The 20503-nt window shown below is 61.5% G+C and carries 21 protein-coding genes and 1 pseudogene; 21 read left to right on the top strand and 1 reads right to left on the bottom strand.

All coding sequences use genetic code 11. From position 1 onward, the window contains the following. Positions 1-9: 9 nt before the first annotated feature. The 18 genes and pseudogenes from paaG to Q390_RS20325 all read left to right on the top strand — a co-directional run bounded on the left by paaG (position 10) and on the right by Q390_RS20325 (position 16386). Positions 10-807 carry a 2-(1,2-epoxy-1,2-dihydrophenyl)acetyl-CoA isomerase PaaG gene (paaG, locus tag Q390_RS0109405; protein ID WP_027995837.1) on the top strand — a complete coding sequence of 266 codons (798 nt, stop codon included), beginning with the start codon at positions 10-12 and terminating at the stop codon, positions 805-807. A gap of 2 nt (positions 808-809) precedes the next feature. Then, positions 810-2339 (top strand): 3-hydroxyacyl-CoA dehydrogenase PaaH, encoded by a 1530-nt coding sequence (gene paaH / locus Q390_RS0109400; protein ID WP_027995836.1) that lies wholly within the window; start codon positions 810-812, stop codon positions 2337-2339. Then, positions 2332-2811: a hydroxyphenylacetyl-CoA thioesterase PaaI gene (gene paaI / locus Q390_RS0109395; RefSeq protein ID WP_027995835.1), complete on the top strand. Its 480-nt coding sequence runs from the start codon at positions 2332-2334 to the stop codon at positions 2809-2811. Before paaH ends, paaI begins: the two co-directional genes overlap by 8 nt. A gap of 42 nt (positions 2812-2853) precedes the next feature. Next, complete coding sequence (gene paaK / locus Q390_RS0109390; RefSeq protein ID WP_027995834.1) at positions 2854-4179, top strand: phenylacetate--CoA ligase PaaK; 1326 nt, start codon at positions 2854-2856, stop codon at positions 4177-4179. 25 nt (positions 4180-4204) lie between these two features. Continuing rightward, complete coding sequence (pcaF, locus tag Q390_RS0109385) at positions 4205-5410, top strand: 3-oxoadipyl-CoA thiolase (RefSeq protein WP_027995833.1); 1206 nt, start codon at positions 4205-4207, stop codon at positions 5408-5410. Positions 5411-5444: 34 nt separating this feature from the next. Then, entirely contained in the window at positions 5445-6590 is a 1146-nt protein-coding gene (locus Q390_RS0109380; protein ID WP_027995832.1) for an ABC transporter substrate-binding protein, read from the top strand. A gap of 54 nt (positions 6591-6644) precedes the next feature. Next, positions 6645-7436 (top strand): enoyl-CoA hydratase/isomerase family protein, encoded by a 792-nt coding sequence (locus Q390_RS0109375; protein ID WP_027995831.1) that lies wholly within the window; start codon positions 6645-6647, stop codon positions 7434-7436. Between the two features lie 41 nt (positions 7437-7477). Beyond that, positions 7478-8491 (top strand): 1,2-phenylacetyl-CoA epoxidase subunit PaaA, encoded by a 1014-nt coding sequence (paaA, locus tag Q390_RS0109370; RefSeq protein WP_027995830.1) that lies wholly within the window; start codon positions 7478-7480, stop codon positions 8489-8491. Then, a complete protein-coding gene (gene paaB, locus Q390_RS0109365) occupies positions 8488-8811 on the top strand; it encodes a 1,2-phenylacetyl-CoA epoxidase subunit PaaB (RefSeq protein WP_037472614.1) in 324 nt (107 codons plus the stop codon). Before paaA ends, paaB begins: the two co-directional genes overlap by 4 nt. Next, positions 8811-9602 carry a 1,2-phenylacetyl-CoA epoxidase subunit PaaC gene (gene paaC, locus Q390_RS0109360; RefSeq protein ID WP_027995828.1) on the top strand — a complete coding sequence of 264 codons (792 nt, stop codon included), beginning with the start codon at positions 8811-8813 and terminating at the stop codon, positions 9600-9602. The genes paaB and paaC overlap by 1 nt, the downstream gene beginning before the upstream one ends. A gap of 5 nt (positions 9603-9607) precedes the next feature. Continuing rightward, entirely contained in the window at positions 9608-10174 is a 567-nt protein-coding gene (gene paaD, locus Q390_RS0109355; protein ID WP_084153850.1) for a 1,2-phenylacetyl-CoA epoxidase subunit PaaD, read from the top strand. A 25-nt stretch (positions 10175-10199) separates the two neighbouring features. Then, positions 10200-11288, top strand: a complete 1089-nt coding sequence (locus Q390_RS0109350; protein WP_027995826.1) for a 2Fe-2S iron-sulfur cluster-binding protein — start codon at positions 10200-10202, stop codon at positions 11286-11288. A 190-nt stretch (positions 11289-11478) separates the two neighbouring features. Next, positions 11479-12315 (top strand): IclR family transcriptional regulator, encoded by an 837-nt coding sequence (locus tag Q390_RS18070; protein ID WP_051603150.1) that lies wholly within the window; start codon positions 11479-11481, stop codon positions 12313-12315. A gap of 182 nt (positions 12316-12497) precedes the next feature. Continuing rightward, complete coding sequence (locus tag Q390_RS0109340; protein ID WP_211250446.1) at positions 12498-13370, top strand: branched-chain amino acid ABC transporter permease; 873 nt, start codon at positions 12498-12500, stop codon at positions 13368-13370. 2 nt (positions 13371-13372) lie between these two features. After that, positions 13373-14305: a branched-chain amino acid ABC transporter permease gene (locus tag Q390_RS0109335; protein WP_027995824.1), complete on the top strand. Its 933-nt coding sequence runs from the start codon at positions 13373-13375 to the stop codon at positions 14303-14305. Positions 14306-14307: 2 nt separating this feature from the next. Then, positions 14308-15069, top strand: a complete 762-nt coding sequence (locus Q390_RS0109330) for an ABC transporter ATP-binding protein (protein ID WP_027995823.1) — start codon at positions 14308-14310, stop codon at positions 15067-15069. A gap of 9 nt (positions 15070-15078) precedes the next feature. Then, a pseudogene (locus Q390_RS20330) lies at positions 15079-15471 on the top strand (hemerythrin domain-containing protein); the annotation flags it as partial. Positions 15472-15702: 231 nt separating this feature from the next. After that, the gene (locus Q390_RS20325) at positions 15703-16386 is read left to right on the top strand and encodes an ABC transporter ATP-binding protein (protein WP_245606892.1); all 684 of its coding nucleotides are present in this window, start codon (positions 15703-15705) and stop codon (positions 16384-16386) included. Between the two features lie 76 nt (positions 16387-16462). Here the strand turns inward: Q390_RS20325 and Q390_RS0109320 are convergent, their stop codons facing one another. Next, positions 16463-17272 carry an IclR family transcriptional regulator gene (locus Q390_RS0109320; RefSeq protein ID WP_027995821.1) on the bottom strand — a complete coding sequence of 270 codons (810 nt, stop codon included), beginning with the start codon at positions 17270-17272 and terminating at the stop codon, positions 16463-16465. A gap of 156 nt (positions 17273-17428) precedes the next feature. Between Q390_RS0109320 and Q390_RS0109315 the strand changes: the two genes are divergently transcribed. From Q390_RS0109315 to Q390_RS0109305, 3 genes are read left to right on the top strand one after another with little or no spacing between them, the layout of a single operon-like run. Continuing rightward, the gene (locus Q390_RS0109315; RefSeq protein WP_027995820.1) at positions 17429-18403 is read left to right on the top strand and encodes an MBL fold metallo-hydrolase; all 975 of its coding nucleotides are present in this window, start codon (positions 17429-17431) and stop codon (positions 18401-18403) included. Between the two features lie 31 nt (positions 18404-18434). Next, the gene (locus tag Q390_RS0109310; RefSeq protein WP_027995819.1) at positions 18435-20108 is read left to right on the top strand and encodes an FAD-dependent oxidoreductase; all 1674 of its coding nucleotides are present in this window, start codon (positions 18435-18437) and stop codon (positions 20106-20108) included. An 18-nt stretch (positions 20109-20126) separates the two neighbouring features. Continuing rightward, complete coding sequence (locus Q390_RS0109305; protein ID WP_027995818.1) at positions 20127-20351, top strand: DUF2783 domain-containing protein; 225 nt, start codon at positions 20127-20129, stop codon at positions 20349-20351. Positions 20352-20503: the final 152 nt, after the last annotated feature.

Raw genomic sequence — 20503 nt, 5'->3', positions numbered from 1 at the left:
GCCACTCGCATGACGTTTCAAAATATCCAATTTGACGTGGCTGCGGGCGTGGCCCGCCTAACGCTGAACCGCCCCGACAAGCTCAACAGCTTTACTGGTGCCATGCACGCGGAAATCCGTACTGTGCTGGATCGCGTGCAAAACGATAAAAGCATCCGTGTGCTGGTGCTGACCGGCGCCGGTCGGGGTTTTTGCGCCGGGCAAGACTTGGCCGATCCCGAGATGGCGGTGCAAGCCGGCCAGCCGATGCCGGACATTGGCAACGTGGTCGAAGCCAACTACAAGCCGCTGATCCTGCGCCTGCAAAACCTGCGCGTGCCGACGATTGCCGCCGTCAACGGTATTGCCGCTGGCGCCGGTGCCAGCGTGGCGCTGGCCTGTGATCTGGTGGTGGCTGCCAAGTCGGCCTCGTTCCTGCAGGCCTTCAGCAAGATTGGCTTGGTGCCTGACACCGGTGGCACCTGGTTTTTGCCGCAGCGCGTCGGTATGGCGCGGGCCATGGGCCTGGCCTTGCTGGCAGACAAGTTGCCGGCAGAAAAAGCGGCGGAGTGGGGTCTGATCTGGCAGGCCGTGGACGACGCCGATCTGGCCAGCACCATCGACGCACTGGCCGCCAAATTGGCCGTGATGCCGACCAAAGCCCTGGTGCGCACGCGCCAAGCCATGCACGCTGCGCCCCTGCACACGCTGGAGCAGCAGTTGTCGATGGAAGGTGGCTTCATGCGCGAACTGGGTTGGAGCCCGGACTATGCCGAAGGCGTGGCAGCCTTCATGGAAAAGCGCGCACCGCGCTTTACGGGAGAGTGAGCTTGAGCACACAGCCCTTGTCCCCCCAGACCGTGGTCGCCGTGATTGGTGCGGGCGCCATGGGCGCCGGCATTGCCCAGGTGGCAGCCGCTGCCGGCCACCCGGTCAAGCTGTATGACACCCGGCCCGACGCTGCGGCCCAGGCCATTGCCAGCCTGCGCACGCAATTTGACAAGCTGGCCGCCAAAGGCAAGCTGACCGCTGAAGCTGCGCAAGCAGCCGGTGCGCGTCTGGTGGCGGTAGCGCAACTGGCCGACCTGGCCGATGCCGGTCTGGTGGTCGAGGCGATTGTCGAAAGCCTGCCCATCAAGCAAGGGCTGTACGCCGAGCTGGAAAACATCGTGGCCGCCGATTGCATCTTTGGCACCAATACCTCGTCGATTTCCGTCACCGCGATTGGTGCTGCGCTGCAACGCCCTGAGCGCTTGGCGGGACTGCACTTTTTCAACCCGGCGCCGCTGATGGCGCTGGTCGAAGTGGTGTCGGGTTTGGCCACCGACCGCGCTGTCGCTGACACCTTGTTTGCCACCGCCGCCGCCTGGGGCAAAACCCCGGTGCACGCCAAATCCACCCCCGGCTTCATCGTCAACCGCGTGGCTCGGCCGTACTACGCCGAAGGCCTGCGCCTGCTGGCCGAAGGCGCGGCCGACTGCGCCACGCTGGACGCAGTGATGCGCGAAGCCGGTGGCTTCCGTATGGGGCCGTTCGAGCTGATGGATTTGATTGGCCACGACGTCAACTTTGCCGTCACGCGCTCGGTCTGGAATGCGTTCTTCAACGACCAACGCTTTTTGCCGTCGCTGATCCAGCAAGAGCTGGTGGATGCCGGTTTCTTTGGCAAAAAATCGGGCCGTGGTTTTTACGATTACCGCGCTGGTGCGGAAATGCCTGCGCCGGCCACTGCTGCTGCTTGCACGCATCCGGCTGCCATCACCGTGTGCGGTGATTCGGCTGCGGCACATGCGCTGGTCGAGCGCCTGACCGCCGCCGGTGTCGGCTTCGTCCGCAGCACCTCATCCGATGGCCGCATGGCGCAGGCTGGCGAGGCGGTGCTGTTTGTCACCGATGGCCGCAGTGCCACACAGCGCGCGTACGAATCCGGTATCGCCAATACCGTGCTGATCGACTTGGCGCTGGACTACAGCAAGGCCACGCGCCTGGCGCTGGCCAGCGCGGCGGGCTGCGCCTCGGCAGCTGTCGATGCGGCAGTGGGTTTGTTGCAGGCGGCGGGCTTCAAGGTGTCGCCGCTGGCCGATATTCCGGGCCTCGCCGTGATGCGCACCGTGGCCATGTTGGCCAACGAAGCAGCCGATGCTGTCAACCAGGGCGTGTGCTCGGCCACATCGGCCGATGCCGCCATGCGCCTAGGCGTGAACTACCCGCAAGGCCCGCTGGCCTGGGCCGAAAAAATCGGTTTGAGCAGCGTGCGCGACGTGCTGGCCCATCTCGGTGCCAGCTATGGCGAAGACCGCTACCGCATTTCTCCGCTGATCCAGCGCCACATTTTTGCCGGAAAGCCTTTGCATGACTGAAGCCCTCACCCCCGAAGCCGCGCAAGCGCTGGCGCAAGCCGCTGCAGATGCCATGTGGTCGCGCGACAACGCCGCCAAGGCGCTGGGCATGGCCATCGTCAGCGTTGCGCCGGGCACAGCGCACTTGACCATGGCGGTGCGCGCCGACATGGTCAACGGCCACCACATTTGCCACGGCGGCATGATTTTTTCGCTCGCCGACACCGCCTTTGCCTACGCCTGCAACAGCTACAACAAGAACACCGTGGCCTCTGCTTGCCATATTGATTTCTTGGCGCCGGCCAAAGAGGGCGACACCCTGCATGCCGAAGCGATCGAGCAGTCGCAGGCCGGACGCACCGGTGTGTATGACATCACCGTGCGCACGCAGGCCGGCAAGGTGGTGGCGCTGTTTCGGGGCAAGTCCTACCGCATCCAGGGCGAAGTGATCGCCGGGTTGCAGCACGCCGCCCAGCAGGCACCACAGAAATAACCCGCAGCCCCGCACCCCGATATTGAAAACAGGAGCCACCTTATGACCGTCAAAAAATCTCTGCCGGAAGACCTGGAACCGATTGAAAAAGCCAGCCGGGACGAAATCTCGGCGCTGCAACTGGAGCGCCTGAAGTGGTCGCTCAAGCACGCCTACGAGAACGTGCCGCACCACAAACAAGCCTTTGACGAAAAGGGCGTGCACCCGGATGACCTGAAAACTCTGGCCGACTTGGCCAAGTTTCCGTTCATGACCAAATCGGCGCTGCGTGACCACTATCCGTTTGGCCTGTTTGCCGTGCCGCGCCAGAAGTTGGCACGCCTGCACGCTTCTTCGGGCACCACCGGCAAATCCATCGTCGTCGGCTACACGCTCAAGGACATCGACAACTGGGCCAATCTGGTGGCGCGCTCGATCCGCGCTGCCGGCGGCCGCGCTGGCGACATGCTGCACAACGCCTATGGCTACGGCATGTTCACTGGCGGTCTGGGGGCCCATTACGGTGCCGAGCGCGCCGGCTGCACGGTGGTGCCAATGTCGGGTGGCCAGACTGAAAAGCAGGTGCAGCAGATCATAGACTTCCAGCCCGAGATCATCATGGTCACGCCGTCGTATTCGCTGGTGATTGCCGAAGAGTTTCAGCGCCGGGGCATTGCGCCCGAAGAGATTTCGCTCAAGATCGGCATCTTTGGCGCCGAACCGTGGGGTGAGGGCATGCGCGCTGAGATCGAGCGTGACCTGGGGCTGGATGCCATCGACATTTATGGCCTGACCGAAGTCATGGGCCCGGGCGTGGCCTGCGAATGTATTGAGTCGAAAGACGGCCCGGTGATCTGGGAAGACCATTTCTATCCCGAAATCGTCGATCCAGAAACCGGCGAAGTGCTGCCCGACGGCTCTGAGGGCGAACTGGTGTTTACGTCGTTGACCAAAGAAGCCTTCCCGGTCATCCGCTACCGCACCCGTGACCTGACACGCCTGCTGGCACCGACCTCGCGCTCGTTCCGGCGCATGGACAAGATCACCGGGCGCTCGGACGACATGCTGATCATTCGTGGCGTCAACGTCTTTCCGACGCAGATCGAAGAGCAAATTTTGCGCGACAAGCGCCTGGCGGGTACCTACCAGATCGTGCTGACCCGCGATGGCCACCTGGACAACATCGAGGTCTGCTGCGAAGTGACCCGCGAGCTGTCCTTTGGCTTGAGCGAGGCAGACCGGGCCACCATCAGCAAAGAGCTGCAACACCGCATCAAGACCAACGTCGGTGTGTCCACGCGCGTCAATGTGATGCTGTTTGATACCTTGCCGCGCACCCAGACCGGCAAAGCGCGCCGGGTGTTTGACCACCGTCCGAAACTGAACTGAACTGAACTCAACTGAGCAAACCGCCATGACCGAAGCATTTATCTGTGACGCCATTCGTACCCCCATTGGCCGCTACGGTGGCGCACTGGCCAGTGTGCGCCCCGATGACCTGGGCGCGGTGCCGCTCAAGGCGCTGATGGAGCGCAACCCGCAGGTCGATTGGACGGCGGTGGACGACCTCATTTATGGCTGCGCCAACCAGGCCGGCGAAGACAACCGCAATGTGGCGCGCATGTCCGGCCTGCTGGCCGGTCTGCCGGTGCAGGTGCCGGGCACCACGGTGAACCGCTTGTGTGGCTCGGGCATGGATGCGGTGGGCCTGGCGGCGCGCTCCCTCAAGTCGGGCGACACCGATCTGATGATCGCTGGCGGCGTCGAGAGCATGTCGCGTGCGCCGTTTGTCATGGGCAAGGCCGAGAGCGCTTATGCGCGCAACGCTGCCATTTATGACACGACGATTGGCTGGCGCTTTGTCAATCCGCTGATGAAGAAGCTCTACGACACCCATTCGATGCCGCAAACGGCCGATAACGTGGCGCAAGAATTCAACATCTCGCGTGCGGATCAGGACGCTCTGGCCCTGCGCTCACAGCAGCGCTGGGCGGCAGCCCACGCGGTCGGGCGCTTTGCCGATGAGCTGGTGCCAGTGCTGGTGCCGCGCAAAAAGGGCGACCCGATTGTCTTTGACACCGACGAGCACCCGCGTCCCGAGACCACGCTGGAAATGCTGGCCAAGCTCAAGGGCGTCAATGGCGCTGACCTGAGCGTGACGGCGGGCAATGCCTCGGGTGTCAACGATGGTGCCTGCGCCTTGCTGCTGGCTTCGGCTGCGGGCGTCAAGGCCCATGGTCTGACGCCCCGGGCGCGCGTGGTGGCCATGGCCACTGCCGGTGTGCCGCCGCGCATCATGGGTTTTGGCCCCGCGCCGGCCGTGCGCAAGGTGCTGGCCAAGGCGGGTCTGACGCTCGACCAGATGGACGTGATTGAACTGAATGAAGCTTTTGCAGCCCAAGGCTTGGCCGTGCTGCGCGATCTGCACTTGGCCGACGATGAAGAAAGAGTCAATCCGAATGGCGGTGCGATTGCCATCGGCCATCCGCTCGGCATGAGCGGCGCACGTCTGGTGACCACCGCCAGCTACGAGCTGGCGCGCCGTGGTGGACGCTACGCCCTGTGCACCATGTGCATTGGTGTCGGACAGGGCATCGCTTTGATCATTGAGCGTGTTTAAGTATTTTTAATTATTACAACCAGGAGACAAAACCATGAAATTCCCCGTCAAAAAACTCATTTCCTGCGCCGCTTTGGCGTTTGGTGCCCTGAACGCCTATGCCGCTGACCCGATCAAGATCGGCTCGATCCTGTCCGTGACCGGTCCCGCTGCTTTTCTGGGCGATCCTGAACTCAAGACCATGCAGCTCTACGTTGAGAAGATCAACAAGGACGGCGGCGTGCTGGGCCGTCCGCTGGAGTTGGTGCATTACGACGACGGCAGTGATGCCAGCAAGGCCAATGGTTTTGCCAAGCGCTTGATCGAGAGCGACAAGGTCGATGTGCTGGTCGGCGGTACGACCACCGGCTCGACCATGTCGATCGTCCCGCTGGTTGAAAAGGCCGGCATGCCTTTCATCTCCCTGGCCGGTGCCGTGGTGATTGTTGAACCGGTGAAGAAGTTTGTCTTCAAGACTCCGCACACCGACCGGATGGCGGCTGAAAAAGTGTTTGAAGACATGCGCAAGCGCAACATCAGCAAGGTGGCGCTGTTGTCCGAGACCAGCGGTTTTGGCCAGTCGGGCAAAAAAGAAGCGGAAGGCGTCGCCGCCAAATACGGCATCACGCTGGTTTCCAACGAAACCTACGGTCCCAAAGACACCGATATGAGCCCGCAGATCACCAAGATCAAAAACACCCCCGGCGTGCAAGCGGTGTTCATTTTTGGTCTGGGCCAGGGTCCGGCGATTGCCACCAAGAACTATAAGCAGTTGAGCGTCAACTTGCCGCTGTACCACGCCCACGGCGTGGCCTCGGAAGAGTTCATCAAGCTGGCTGGCCCAGCCGCCGATGGCGTGCGCCTGCCGGCCGCCGCCTTGCTGGTGGCCGACAAGCTGCCCGCGAACGATCCGCAAAAGCCGGTCGCCGTGGCCTACACCAAGGCCTTCAAGGAAAAGTGGAAAACCGACGTTTCCACCTTTGGTGGCCACGCTTACGACGGCTTGATGATTGCGGTGGACGCCATCAAGCGCGCCGGCAGTACCGACAAAGCCAAGGTGCGTGACGCGATTGAAGCCACCAAGGGTTATGTCGGCACCGGCGGCGTGGTCAACATGTCACCTACTGACCACATGGGTCTGGATCTTTCGGCATTCCGCATGCTCGAAATTAAAAACGGCGACTGGACCATCGCCCCTTAAGGCGGCGACTGCCCTGTCTTCACCCCGCGGATATTGCCTGAGACGCTTTTGACCATGACCACCAGCTACTCCACTCTGGAAATTGAAAAAAACGGGCCTGTGGCCACCCTCTGGATGAATCGTCCAGAGGTGTTCAATGCCTTTAACGAAGCGCTGATTGCCGATCTGAGTGCCGCTTGTAGCGCGCTCGACAGTGACCCGGCGGTACGCGTGGTGGTGTTGGCCGGGCGTGGACGGCATTTTTCTGCCGGCGCCGACCTGAACTGGATGCAGCGGGCTTCCGTTAGCAGCCAGGACGACAACCTGAAAGATGCGCGCCAGTTTGCCCAGATGCTGCACCTGCTGTCCAACCTGTCCAAGCCGACCATCGCGCGGGTGCAGGGCTTGGCCTTGGGCGGGGGCACCGGTCTGGCCGCGGCTTGCGACATGGCGGTGGCCACGGCCGATGCAGTGTTTGCCACCTCCGAAGTGCGCTTTGGCATCATCCCTGCGGTGATCAGCCCGTATGTGCTGCGCGCCATTGGGCCGCGCCACGCCTTGCGCTACTTCCAGAGTGCTGAGCGCATTTCTGCGGAACGGGCGCTGCTGATGGGCCTAGTGAATGAAGTGCTGCCGACCGAGCAACTCGATGACGGTGTGGCCGCTCTGGTCAAGGAATTGATGCTGGGCGCGCCACAAGCGCAAAAGGCAGCCAAAGACCTGATCGAGGCCATACGTGAGCGTCCCCTGGATGCGCAGGTGCTGGAAGAAACAGCGCAGCGTATCGCGCGCCAGCGCACCACGCCAGAAGCCAAAGGTGGCATTGGCGCCTTTCTTGAAAAGCGTCCCGCGCCCTGGCTGCCTTGAGCTGCCAGTCGATTCACACCCCACCAGGAGAGATCAGAACCATGTATACCCAATCATTCAATGTGCAAAACGAGGCCGGTCTGAAGCCGGTTTCTAAAGCGCCGGTAGTGGACAACCCCGAAGCCCAGGCCCGTTTTGACGCCAAAATTGACGCCGACGGCAAGATCGAGCCGCAAGACTGGATGCCCGAGGCATACCGTAAAACCCTGGTGCGCCAGATCAGCCAGCACGCCCACAGCGAAATCGTCGGCATGCTGCCCGAAGGCAACTGGATCAGCCGCGCGCCCAGCTTGAAGCGCAAAACCATTCTGATTGCCAAGGTGCAAGACGAAGGTGGACACGGCCTGTACCTGTACAGCGCCGCGGAAACCCTGGGCACCAGCCGCGAGGAAATGCTCGATGGCCTGCATTCCGGCCGTGCTAAATACAGCTCCATCTTCAATTACCCGACCCTGAACTGGGCCGACATGGGCACGATTGGCTGGCTGGTCGATGGCGCTGCCATCAGCAACCAGATTCCGCTGTGCCGTTGCAGTTACGGCCCGTACGCCCGTGCCATGGTGCGGGTGTGTAAGGAAGAGTCGTTCCACCAGCGCCAGGGCTACGAAGCGCTGCTGACCATGATGAAGGGCACGCAGGCGCAAAAAGACATGGTGCAAGACTCGGTCAACCGTTGGTGGTGGAAGTGCCTGGCGATGTTTGGCCCGCCAGACGCCGACAGCCCGCACAGTGCCCAGGCGATGCGCTGGGGCATCAAGCGCATCTCCAACGACGACCTGCGCCAGAAGTTCATCGACGCCACTGTGCCGCAAGCCAAAGTGTTGGGCGTGACCTTGCCTGACCCAGACCTGAAATGGAACGAAGAACGCAAGCACTACGACTATGGCCGTATTGACTGGGACGAGTTTTGGAGCACCGTCAACGGCAATGGCCCGTGCAACAAAGAGCGCTTGGCCACCCGCGTCAAAGCCCATACCGATGGCCAATGGGTGCGCGATGCCGCCCAGGCCTACGCCCGCAAACAGCACAACAAAACCTTGAAGGAAGCAGCATGAACACGACGACCGCCACCGCTACCCCCACGTCCGCAGCCCTGAAAGAATGGCCTTTGTGGGAAGTCTTTGTGCGCAGCAAGCAAGGTCTGGAGCACAAGCACTGCGGCAGCCTGCACGCCGCCGACGCCGAGCAAGCACTGACCATGGCGCGCGACGTGTACACGCGCCGTCAAGAAGGCGTCAGCATCTGGGTACTGCCTTCGGCCCAGATCACGGCCAGCGCGCCGGAAGACAAAGATTCTTTCTTCGAGCCTGCCGCTGACAAGATTTACCGCCACCCAACCTTCTACCAAATCCCTGACGAAGTGGGGCACATGTAATGGCACAGCAACACTTGGACTATCTGCTGCACCTGGCAGACAACGCCCTGATCCTGGGCCAGCGCAATGCCGAATGGTGCGGCCACGGCCCGATCCTGGAAGAAGACTTGGCGCTGGCCAACATGAGCCTGGACTTGATTGGCCAGGCGCGCATGTTGTACGAGCATGTGGCCACGTTGAAGAACGACGGCAGCACCGAAGACTCGCTGGCCTACTTTCGCGATGTGCCAGAGTTTCGCAACTACACCTTGCTGGAACTGCCGCACCACAGCGGTCTGGTGCCCACGGCAACGGGTGATCGCGATTACGCCGCCACCATCGTGCGCAACTTTCTCTACAGCGCACTGATGGTGCCGCTGTGGAGCAAGCTGCAGGCGTCGACAGATGCACAGCTGGCTGCGATTGCCGCCAAGTCGTACAAAGAAGCGCTCTACCACCTGCGCCACGCGCGCGACTGGCTGGTGCGCATGGGCGATGGCACCGACGAGTCGCACACCCGGGCGCAGCGCGCACTGAACTATCTTCTGCCGTTTGTGCAGGAGTTCTGGACGCACAGCGACATGGAAACCGCTGCTGCGGCGGCTGGCGTCGGTGTCGATGTGCGCAGCCTGCAGGATGACTTTGAGGCCACGGTGAACGATGCGCTGGCTGAGGCCACGCTGCAGCGTCCGGCCGCTGGCGGCTACGTCACCACCGGCAAACACGGCCTGCATTCCGAGCACCTGGGCTTTCTCTTGGCGGAAATGCAAAGCCTGGCCCGCGCCCACCCTGAACCTGAAGCCGTCTGGTAAAGCGTATGCCTACCACCTCCTTGCCAAACGGCCCGATTGCGGCCAAGCAAGCTACCGATCCACACCATGCGGTGTGGACGCTGCTCGAAGGGGTGACCGACCCGGAAATTCCGGTGGTGTCGCTGCGCGAGATGGGCGTTTTGCGGGCGGTGCGCGAGGGGGCCGATGGCGTGCTGGAGGTGGTGATCACGCCCACCTACAGCGGCTGTCCTGCCATGGAGCAGATGGGCGACGACGTGCGCGCCGCGCTGGCCCAGGCCGGCCTGACCGCGCGCGTGGTCACCCAGTTGGCCCCCGCCTGGTCGACCGAATGGATGACGCCCGAGGGGCGCGAAAAGCTGCGCGCTTATGGCATTGCACCGCCACCGGTGGGCACAGGCAGTGCCTGTGGCCACAGCGTGGTGCAGTTTGCTACCAGAAACCTAGCTAAAAGCGTACGCCAGACGGTCGCTTGCCCGCAATGTGGCTCTGAAAACACGACTGAAATATCACATTTCGGCTCCACCGCCTGCAAAGCGCTCTACAAGTGCCTGGACTGCTTCGAGCCCTTTGATTACTTCAAGCCCTATTAAGTTGTTACTCCCGGAAGATCACGATATGTCTACTCCCCGCTTTCAAGAGCTCACCGTCAAGCGCGTCAACACCGAGGGTGGCGGCTCCGTAGCGGTGACGTTGGATATTCCGCCCGCACTGCGCGAGGTTTACCGTTTTGAGCCCGGCCAATTTCTGACGGTGCGCGCCACCGTCAATGGTGAAGAGGTGCGCCGCAGCTACTCCATCAGCAGCCCGCGCAGCCGCCTGACGCACGACGGTGAACTCGAAATCGGCATTCGCCCGGTGCTGGGTGGCCTGTTCTCCAACTGGGCGGCCAGCGCGCTCAAGGTGGGCGACCAGATCAGCGTGCTGCCGCCTGATGGGCGCTTCACGGTGCGCAAGCAGCGCGCCATCCACCGCGTCGGTTTTGCGGCCGGCTCGGGCATCACGCCCATCCTGTCGATTCTGGCGACCACGCTGGAAGAGCAGCCGCAATCCAAATTCACGCTGGTGCTGGGCAACCGCCGCATGTCCAGCGTGATGTTCAACGAGGCGCTGCAAAACCTCAAGGACCGCTACCTGAACCGCCTGACACTGATCCATGTGCTGTCGAGCCAGGCGCAAGAGGTGGAGTTGTTGGAAGGGCGCATTGACCCCGACAAGGTGCGCGCCATCATTGCCGCCTTCCTGCCGGTGGCCAGCATGGACGAGGTTTTTGTCTGTGGCCCCGAGGCGATGATTGAAGCCACCGAAAAAACCCTGCTCGATGCCGGCGTGCCCGCCAGCCGCGTCTATTCGGAGCGCTTTGTCTCGGCTGCACCGCTGGAGAATCCGTCTTCAGCCGGCGAAAAGCCAGAGATCCATATCTCTCGCCAGACTGAGATCACCGTGGTGGTCGATGGCAAGGAGCACCACCTGCAGATGGGCGCGGACGAGCGCATTCTGGATGTGGCACTCAATGCGGGCCTGGATCTGCCGTTTTCCTGCCGGGGCGGCGTCTGCTGCACTTGCCGCGCCAAGGTGATGTCCGGCACCGTGTCCATGGCCAAAAATTACACCCTGGAGCCGTGGGAAATGGAGCAGGGTTTTGTGCTCAGTTGCCAGGCGCGCCCCACCAGCGACAAGGTGGTAGTGAGCTTCGACGAGCGCTGAGTTGGCGCACGGTATCGGCTGTCCCGGCCGATGCTGTTTCAGCCTCGGCGTGCCCTTGCACACGCGCTGATAAAAATAATTCTGACCGGGCGATTTTTTGATATTGGTGCGCCCATGGGGAGCGGAGCGCAAGGCATAGTTGCGCCCCTATGAAAACAACTTTCCTTCCCTTTACCGTCCAAAGGCCTCTATGAGTGACGAAAAAGATGCTCAACATGGCGTTCAGTCTTTTGAAGTCGGTGCGGGCGTGTTGCGCGCGGTGGTGCGCGGACAGCGCCTGATGACGCTCAAAGACATCGCTGCAGCGGCTGAAATGCCGCCCTCCAAAGCGCACCGCTATCTGGTCAGTCTGATTCGCACCGGCCTGATCGAACAAGACCCACTGACCTCGCGCTACAAGTTGGGGCCTTTTTCCCTGGATATCGGTTTGGTGGCGCTGGATCGCCTCGATCGCGTGCGACTCGGTTTGTCGGCCATTTCGGATCTGCGCGACCGCATCAATGAAACCGTCGGGCTGGCGGTTTGGGGCGACCACGGGCCGGTGATTGTTCGCTGGGAGCGGCCACAGCGGCCAATCACGGTGAACGTCGTCACTGGGACTTCACTGCCCTTGCTGACCAGCGCCAGTGGCCGCGTGTTTGCCGCTTGGCTGCCCAAAAGCCAGACCGCCGCGCAGATCTCCAAGGAATTGAAGGCCCGCGCCAAGCTGTCCAGCCTGACCACGCGCAGCGAGGTCGATGCCATGTTGGCCAAGATCCGCGTCGATGGCATCGCTCCGGTCACGCAGCACTATGTTTTTGAGGGCGTACAGGCAGTCGCTGCGCCGGTATTCAACTTCAAAAACCAGATCACCATGTCGATTTCTGTGGTCGGTGTGGAGGGCATGAGCGACCTCCAGCCCGACAGCCCGCTGATTGATGAGCTGAAAAAAGCGGCGGCAGCGCTGTCCTGGGGGCTGGGTGCGACGCGTGCTCTCACTACGGAGGTAGTGCCCGATGAACAATCCTGTGCGGTCAACGATAGATAAATTCTTTGTCATTTATTTTTGCTAGCCATTACAATTTGCAGAATCAATTCCGCAATTCAGAATTGGTAGCTATCGCCACCAGTGCTTGATACCCGATGCGTCGGGGCCATAAGGAGACAAAAAATGTTCACTCAACGCCCCGCACGGGGGACTTTTGCCATGGCAGGAGGGCTCATTCCATGATGTCCGAAATGCTGCAATTTCTCTTCTCGGGCCTGACCGTCGGCGCTACCTATGCGCTGGCCGGGCTTGGCTTTACGTTGATCTACAACGCCAGCAATGTCATCAATTTCGCGCAAGGGGAATTCATCATGCTGGGCGGCATGCTGGCGGTGTTCTTCACCCATATGGGTTTGCCGCTGCCGGTGGTGATGCTGCTGGCGATTTTGTTGCCCGCCATCGTCGGTGTACTGGTCGAAAAAATCGCTATTGAGCCGGTGCGCGGCGCCGAGACAGTGACGTTGATCATCATCACCATTGGCGCCTCGCTGGTGATTCGCGGTCTGGTGCAAGTCTGGCTGGGAAAAGGTACTTTCAGCCTGCCGCCGTTTTCGGGTGAGACACCGATTGAAGTGTTTGGCGCCATCTTGCTGCCGCAAAGCCTGTGGGTGCTGGGCGTGACCGCTTTGGTGGTGGTGGCGCTGTGGTACTTCTTTGCCCGTACCTTGCAGGGCAAGGCGATGCTGGCTACCTCTTACAACCGGCTGGCGGCCGAGCTGGTCGGCATCAACACCAGCTGGGTGCTGTTCATGAGCTTTGTCATGGCCGCGGCGCTAGGTGCGCTGGGCGGCATTCTGGTCACGCCGATCACGCTGACCTCGTATGACGTGGGCATCATGCTGGGCCTCAAGGGCTTTGTCGCTGCCGTGGTTGGCGGCCTGGGCAATGGCCTGGGTGCTGTGCTGGGGGGGCTGCTGGTCGGCGTGCTCGAAGCCATGGGCGCGGGTTACATCTCATCGAGCTACAAGGACGCGATTCCGTTTGTCCTCATCTTGCTGATCCTCTTTTTCAAGCCCAAAGGCTTGTTTGGCGGCAAATCCACAGATCGGGTCTGAACATGAAAAAGAGCGCGTATTACGGTCTGTATCTGACCATGGCCATCTTGCTGGTGCTGCCCTTTGTGGTGCCCAACAGTTTCTATCTTGATTTGGCGACCCGCATGGCGATCAATGCGGTGATTGTGCTGGGGCTGAATCTGCTGATCGGCTTTGCCGGACAGATCAGCATGGGCCATGCCGGCTTTATCGGCATTGGCGCCTATGCCTCGGCTATTTTGCCAACGCACTTTGGCTGGCACCCGGTGCTGGCCATGGCGGCAGGCGCAGCCATCACCGGGTTGCTGGCTGCGCTGGTGGCGCGGCCCATCTTCAAACTCAAGGGGCACTACCTGGCCATGGCCACGTTGGGCCTGGGCATCATCATCAACATCACCTTGCGCAACGAAGCTGCCTGGACCGGTGGGCCGGACGGTATGCCCGTGCCGACCATGGGGATGTTTGGATTCGATCTGAGCAGCGACAAGCACTGGTACTGGGTGGTGGCGTTGCTGCTGTCGGTCAGTGTCTGGGCGTCGCTGAATCTGATCGACTCGCCGTTTGGCCGCGCGCTGCGCGCCCTGCATGGCTCTGAAGTGGCCTCGCAGGTGGTAGGTGTGGACGTGGTGCGCTACAAGGTCACCATCTTTGTGCTCTCCGCCGTGTTTGCTAGCATCATGGGCAGCGTCACTGCCCACTATGTCGGCTTTGTCACGCCCAATTTGGCCGACTTCTTTCACTCTATCGAGCTGGTCACTATGGTGGTGGTCGGCGGCATGGCCTCGGTCTATGGCTCGCTGGTGGGCGCGGTGCTGCTGACCGCGCTACCGCAAGCTTTGACGGCTTTTGAGGGCTGGGAGACGGTGGCCTTCGGCGCCATCCTGATGGCCTGCATGATCTTTATGCCCAAGGGGCTGGTGCCCACCCTGGCGGCCAAATTTGCCCGGGGGAAATGACCATGGCACTGCTCAACGTCACTGACCTCTCGATCCACTTTGGCGGCGTCAAAGCCGTGCAGAACGTCTCTTTCAGCATTGAAGCCGGCATCGTCTACGCGGTGATTGGCCCCAATGGCGCCGGCAAGACGACGCTGTTTAATCTGATCACCGGGGTGTACACGCCCACCAGCGGCACGATTGAACTCGATGGCGAGTCCATCGGCGGCAAGTCGCCCAACGAACTGGCGACGCGCGGGGTGGCCCGCACCTTTCAAAATCTGCAGATCTGCATGAACATGACGGCGCTGGAAAACGTCATGGTCGGCGCCCATTTGCGCCTCGATCGCAATCCGCTGAAAGCGGCGCTGCGGCTGCCTTCCTTGCGCCGGCGCGATGCCGAACTGCGCGTCGAAGCGGCTGAGCTGATGGATTTTGTCGGCCTGAAAGGCTACGTCGAAGCGCGCGCCGACAGCATGCCCTACGGTGCCCTCAAGCGCCTGGAAATCGCCCGTGCCCTGGCCATGAAGCCGCGCCTGATTTTCTTGGATGAACCGGCTGCCGGCCTGAACGCCAACGAAACCATTGAAGTCGATGGGCTGGTGCGCAAGGTCGCCGACTCGGGCGTTACGGTGGTGCTGGTGGAGCACGATATGAAGATGGTGATGAACCTGTCCGACCGCATTCTGGTGCTGGACTACGGCAAGAAGCTGGCCGAAGGTACGGGCGCTGAAGTCCGTAAAAATCCCGATGTGATCGCGGCCTATCTGGGTACGCAGGCGTAAGAGGCTCCCATGCAAGCAATTCAAATCATCCAGGAAGAACATAGCAAGCTGTGGCGCGTGGCCATCACGGTCAACATCGTGGCCGATGAGCTGGACGCTGGCAGCCCGGTGCCAACGCCTTTCTTCAACGCCGTTTTTGATTACATCGAGGGCTTTGTCGATCAGGCGCACCACCCCAAGGAAGACGACTTTCTGTTTCGCCTGGTGCGCCTGCGCACCGACCGGGCGGAGTCCCTGCTGGCCCAGCTGGAAGAGAACCACCAGCAAGGCCCGGACACCCTGCAGGCGCTGCGCAGCAGTCTGGCGCGCGCCAGCCAGGGCGATTGCAGCGCATTCACCCAGGCCGTGCGTGTCTACACCCAGGCGCTGAAAGACCACATCCGACTGGAAGAGCGCGAGCTGTTGCCCTTGGCGCGCGAAGTGCTGCTGCCGGAGGACTGGCTTGAAATTGACCGTGCCTTCCTGGACAACAAAGACCCGCTGTTCGGTGAACAGGCGTCCGAACAGTACCGCGAGCTGTACCACCGCATCGTCGCACTGGCGCCCGAGTCGGTCGGTCTGGGCGCGCAAAGCGCCGGCCAACTGAAACCCGGCGTCCCCAGCAAGTCCGATGTGCTACTGGCCATCAAGGGCATGGACAGCCACTACGGCCGCATTCAGGCGCTGAAGGGCATCACCCTGGAAGTGCGCCGGGGCGAAACCGTGGCGCTGGTCGGTGCCAACGGCGCCGGCAAAACCACCTTTTTGCGCACCCTGTCCGGCGTACAGCCGATGAGCGCCGGCCGCATCTACTTTGATGGCACCGATATCAGCAAGCTGCGCTCGGACTTGCGTATGCGCAGTGGCATTTGCCAAAGCCCGGAAGGCCGCCAGGTGTTTGGCCCCTTGTCGATTGAAGACAATTTGCGCTTGGGTGCCTACACCCAGCCCAAAACCCAGGTCGAAGGCGACATGGAAAAAGTCTTTGGCATGTTCCCCATCTTGAAGGAAAAGCGCAAATTGCCCGCCGGCACGCTCTCGGGCGGGCAGCAGCAGATGCTGGCTATCGGCCGCGCCCTGATGGGCCGGCCCAAGCTGCTGCTGCTGGACGAGCCGTCGATGGGCCTGGCGCCGCTGCTGGTCGAAGAAGTGTTCAACGTCGTCAAGATGCTCAAGTCGCAGGGCATGACCATCATCCTGGCCGAGCAGAACGCCTTTGCCGCGCTGGCCATTGCCGATCGCGGTTATGTGCTGGAGACCGGCAACATCACCCTGACCGGCACCGGTAAAGAATTGATCAGCAACGAGCAGGTGCGCGCAGCGTATCTGGGCATGTAATCGGAGTGTTTTTAGGTCAAATTGGCCTCTGGCCCTTTAGATATATGTGCTAGTAGCTATTAATTTAATAGCTTAATCAGCCTCTCTGCGTGCTGGCAGAAAAACCCAGCTGCGCCGAGATACTGCCGGCCACCTCGCGCAGCACGCTGGCAATCTCGCCCTCCCAATCGGGGTCGAAGCCGCCGGTGGGGCCAATCGCGCTGATGACCATGACGATGTCGCCGTTGTGGTCAAACACCGGCGCGGCAAAGGCGCTGACGCCGGCAATCGGCTGGCCCTGCGCGCGTGCCATGCCGTGCTCGCGCACTTCTTGCAGAGCCGGCTGCATGTCCAGCCAACTGCAGACGTTGCCAATGATGTGCGGAAAGGCGTGCGGGTGCATCGACTCTTCAATAAAGCGCTCAATCCGTTTGGCCGGCAGATAGGCGGCAAACACCCGGCCCATCGCCGTGGACAGTGCCATCACGGTGCCAGGGCGCAGGTTCATGTGGATCGGGTGGCTGGACTCTTCCAGGTGGATCACCGTCGGCCCGGCATTGCCCCACACCGCCAAGGCGACGGTGTAGTGGATGCGCTGCTCCAGCCCCACGGCGGCGGTCATGCCCAAGCGCACCGGGCTGAGCTGGCGCAGGCCCGCCAAACCCATGCGCAGCGCCAACGCGCCCAGGCCGTAGCGTGCCGAGACGGGGTCTTGCGTCACCAGGCTGAGCTTGCCAAAGCTCACCAGATACGGGTGCGCCTTGGCCGGCGTCATGTGCGCCGCTTCGGCCAGTTGTTTGAGCGACATGGCGCTGCCGCTGTCGGCCAGGGCCACTAACAGTTGCCCGCCGACTTCAATCGACTGGATGCCGCGCCGCTCTTTTTCTTCTTCCTCTGGTGCTGTCATGGCTGTTCTGAAGGTTGCAAATGACCCCTATTAGAGCAGACAGCTGAATTTGACGAACGAATTTATCTTTTGACAAATAATTCAACTAAAACAAACAAGTTGAGCATTAACGAATTTTCGCCTATGATTTGGCCATCAACCTGAAAGGACGTTCCCATGAGCACTGGTCAATTCGCTTCCGTTGCTGACCTGGAGGTCAAGAAAACCTCTTTCATCCAGCTGTCCGCGCACTGCTGGGCCTATACCGCCGAGGGTGACCCGAATACCGGCGTCATCATGGGCGACGAGTCCGTGCTGATTTGCGATGCGCTGGCCACGCCGGTGATGGCGCAGAGCCTGATTGCCGAGATCCGCAAGGTGACCGACAAGCCGATCAAATACGTGGTGCTGTCGCACTACCACGCCGTGCGCGTGCTCGGTGCCTCGGGCTACAAAGCGGCTGGTATGCAAGAAATCATTGCCAGCCAGGGCACCTACGAAATGATTGTTGAGCGCGGCGCGCAAGACATGCAGTCCGAGTACGAGCGCTTTCCGCGCCTGTTCAATAACTTTGATTCCATTCCCGGCCTGACCTGGCCGACCCAGGTCTTCAAGGACGAAATGACCCTGTGGATGGGTAAGCTGGAAGTCAAAATCATGCACCCCGGTGCGGGCCACACGCGTGGCGACACGGTGGTCTGGGTGCCGTCGGAAAAGGTGCTGTTCTCGGGCGACTTGCTCGAAGCCGATGCCGCTTGCTACACCGGCGATGCGCAACTGCAAGAGTGGCCGGCCACGCTGGACGTGCTGTCGGCATTGGGCGCAGAAAAAGTCATCCCTGGTCGTGGCCCAGCGCTGTTGACGCCTGAGGCTGTGGTCGAAGGCTTTGCCTACACGCGCGACTTTGTCACCACCTTGCTCGATTCGGCCAAAGAAGCCGTCGCTCAGGGCATGAACCTGCAGCAGACCATGGCCCACTGCCGCGCCGCGATGGATCCCAAGTTCAGCCAGGTGTTTATTTATGAGCACTGCCTGCCGTTTGACGTGACGCGCGCCTTTGACGAGGCCAGCGGCATCAAGCACCCGCGCATCTGGACGGCCGAGCGTGACAAAGAAATGTGGCACGGCCTGCAAGCCGAAGCCGCCAAGTAAACGCCGCCCACTGACCTGGAGGAGACAAAAAATGCTGAGTACCTATCAATATCCCAAATACGAATACCAACAGCCGCCGGAACAAAAGAGCGGTGAAACCAAGCGCTATCCGGTGGTGGTGGTGGGCGCCGGGCCGGTCGGCCTGGCCGCAGCCATTGAGCTGGCGCAATCGGGCGTGCCGGTGGTGGTGCTGGACGATGACGATACGGTGTCGTTTGGCTCGCGCGGTGTCTGCTACGCCAAGCGTGCGCTGGAGGTGCTCGACCGCCTGGGCGTGGCCGACGATTGTGTGGCGCAGGGCGTCAGCTGGAATGTCGGCCGCACCTTTTTCCGCGAAGAAGAGGTCTACAACTTCAACCTGCTGCCCGAGCCCGATTACAAGCGCCCCGGCATGATCAACCTGCAGCAGTACTACCTGGAAGAGTACGAAATCAAGCGTGCCAAAGAGCTGCCCAACCTGGATTTACGCTTTCGCAACAAGGTGGTCTCGGTCGCTCCGGACGGCCAAGGCGCCACGCTGCAGGTAGAAACCCCCGATGGCATCTACAGCGTCGAAACCGATTGGCTGATCGTTGCCGATGGCGCGCGCAGCAGCATCCGGCGCATGATGAATCTGGAAATCGACGGCAAGATTTTCATGGACCGCTTTCTGATCGCCGACGTAGTGATGAAGGCCGACTTTCCGGCCGAGCGTTGGTTCTGGTTTGATCCGCCGTTTCACCCTGGCCAGTCGGTGCTGCTGCACCGCCAGTCCGACAACGTCTATCGCCTGGACTTTCAACTGGGTTGGCAAGCCGACCCGGAAGAAGAGAAAAAACCCGAAAACGTCATTCCGCGCATCAAGGCGCTGCTGGGCGATGAACGCGAGTTCGAGTTGGAGTGGGTCAGCGTCTACACCTTCCAGTGCCGCCGCATGGGCAAGTTCCGCCATGGGCGCGTGTTGTTTGTCGGCGATGCGGCGCACCAGGTGTCGCCGTTTGGCGCCCGGGGCGCCAACTCGGGCATCCAGGACACCGACAACCTAGCCTGGAAGCTGAAACTGGTCATTGACGGCAAAGCCCCCGACAGCCTGCTCGACAGCTACTGCGAGGAGCGCGGTTTTGCCGCTGACGAGAACATCATGAACTCGACGCGCTCGACCGACTTCATCACGCCCAAGAGCAAGACCTCGCTGACCTTTCGCAACGCTGTGCTATCGCTGGCGCGCGACTACACCTTTGCGCGTGCCCTGGTCAATTCTGGGCGCCTATCGGTAGCTGCCTACCTGACCGATTCGACCTTGAACACGCCGGACAGCGCGGCCTTTCGGGGCAACATGGTGCCCGGCGCTGCTATGGACGATGCCCCGGTGCAGGAAAACGGCCAGGACGGCTGGTTGCTCGACAAGGTGGGCCACCGCTTTGTTGCGCTGGTGTACGCCGACCACCCAGCAGACCTTGACGCCGCCACGGTGCGCAACTACCAAGCGCTGGCCACTGGCGCCATTCCGGTCGAGGTGATGCTGGTGTCGCCCCAGGCCGGCACCGCCCCCGAAGGTGTGCGCGTGCTGCACGACAGCGCCGGTCGCTTTGCCCAGCGCTATGACGCCACGCCCGGCACCACGTACCTGCTGCGCCCTGACCAGCACGTCGCTGCCCGCTGGCGCGCGTTTGACGCCACGCACCTCGCCGCCGCTCTGGCGCGCGCCACCTGTAACACCCACTGACCCACTGAGGACGCTGACATGGCCTTGAATCTGCAGCCCAATTTTTCCGAAGCCGGAAAACGCTACTTTCAAACCTTCTCTCCCGGCGACGATTTTTATGAGTCGCTGATCGAAACCCACCATGATCTGTCGGACGAGCAAAGTGCGCTGGTCAATGCCAAGTTGGTGCTGCTGTTAGCCAACCACATCGGTGATCTGGACGTACTGCGCGAAGCCATGCAACTGGCGCGCCGCGGGGTGTAGGCGAGGGCGGCAAGCACCTATCGCCGTGATCAATGCAGGGGGCAAGTCGGCTGGAATCACCTGCCCTCCCACGCAACGTAAAAAGGCCCCATTGCAGGGGCCTTTTTTATGGTGTTTTCAGCCTCCAAGGCTTTTACAGCAAGCGCGTTATG

The sequence above is a fragment of the Simplicispira psychrophila DSM 11588 genome, assembly GCF_000688255.1.
Classification (GTDB): domain Bacteria; phylum Pseudomonadota; class Gammaproteobacteria; order Burkholderiales; family Burkholderiaceae_C; genus Simplicispira; species Simplicispira psychrophila.
The sequence above is the reverse complement of the archived record's forward strand: the minus strand, read 5'-3'. Positions and strand labels throughout refer to the sequence as shown.

Excerpts from the sequence above, each read along its gene's own strand:
- Q390_RS0109380 (WP_027995832.1), top strand. The coding sequence starts at position 5,445 with ATGAAATTCCCCGTCAAAAAACTCATTTCCTGCGCCGCTTTGGCGTTT.
- paaC (WP_027995828.1), top strand. The coding sequence starts at position 8,811 with ATGGCACAGCAACACTTGGACTATCTGCTGCACCTGGCAGACAACGCC.
- Q390_RS0109310 (WP_027995819.1), top strand. The coding sequence starts at position 18,435 with ATGCTGAGTACCTATCAATATCCCAAATACGAATACCAACAGCCGCCG.
- paaA (WP_027995830.1), top strand. The coding sequence starts at position 7,478 with ATGTATACCCAATCATTCAATGTGCAAAACGAGGCCGGTCTGAAGCCG.
- Q390_RS18070 (WP_051603150.1), top strand. The coding sequence starts at position 11,479 with ATGAGTGACGAAAAAGATGCTCAACATGGCGTTCAGTCTTTTGAAGTC.
- paaG (WP_027995837.1), top strand. The coding sequence starts at position 10 with ATGACGTTTCAAAATATCCAATTTGACGTGGCTGCGGGCGTGGCCCGC.
- paaI (WP_027995835.1), top strand. The coding sequence starts at position 2,332 with ATGACTGAAGCCCTCACCCCCGAAGCCGCGCAAGCGCTGGCGCAAGCC.
- pcaF (WP_027995833.1), top strand. The coding sequence starts at position 4,205 with ATGACCGAAGCATTTATCTGTGACGCCATTCGTACCCCCATTGGCCGC.
- Q390_RS0109330 (WP_027995823.1), top strand. The coding sequence starts at position 14,308 with ATGGCACTGCTCAACGTCACTGACCTCTCGATCCACTTTGGCGGCGTC.
- Q390_RS0109375 (WP_027995831.1), top strand. The coding sequence starts at position 6,645 with ATGACCACCAGCTACTCCACTCTGGAAATTGAAAAAAACGGGCCTGTG.
- Q390_RS20325 (WP_245606892.1), top strand. The coding sequence starts at position 15,703 with ATGGACAGCCACTACGGCCGCATTCAGGCGCTGAAGGGCATCACCCTG.
- Q390_RS0109350 (WP_027995826.1), top strand. The coding sequence starts at position 10,200 with ATGTCTACTCCCCGCTTTCAAGAGCTCACCGTCAAGCGCGTCAACACC.
- paaD (WP_084153850.1), top strand. The coding sequence starts at position 9,608 with ATGCCTACCACCTCCTTGCCAAACGGCCCGATTGCGGCCAAGCAAGCT.
- Q390_RS0109335 (WP_027995824.1), top strand. The coding sequence starts at position 13,373 with ATGAAAAAGAGCGCGTATTACGGTCTGTATCTGACCATGGCCATCTTG.
- Q390_RS0109340 (WP_211250446.1), top strand. The coding sequence starts at position 12,498 with ATGTCCGAAATGCTGCAATTTCTCTTCTCGGGCCTGACCGTCGGCGCT.
- Q390_RS0109320 (WP_027995821.1), bottom strand. The coding sequence starts at position 17,272 with ATGACAGCACCAGAGGAAGAAGAAAAAGAGCGGCGCGGCATCCAGTCG.
- paaK (WP_027995834.1), top strand. The coding sequence starts at position 2,854 with ATGACCGTCAAAAAATCTCTGCCGGAAGACCTGGAACCGATTGAAAAA.
- Q390_RS0109305 (WP_027995818.1), top strand. The coding sequence starts at position 20,127 with ATGGCCTTGAATCTGCAGCCCAATTTTTCCGAAGCCGGAAAACGCTAC.
- paaB (WP_037472614.1), top strand. The coding sequence starts at position 8,488 with ATGAACACGACGACCGCCACCGCTACCCCCACGTCCGCAGCCCTGAAA.
- Q390_RS0109315 (WP_027995820.1), top strand. The coding sequence starts at position 17,429 with ATGAGCACTGGTCAATTCGCTTCCGTTGCTGACCTGGAGGTCAAGAAA.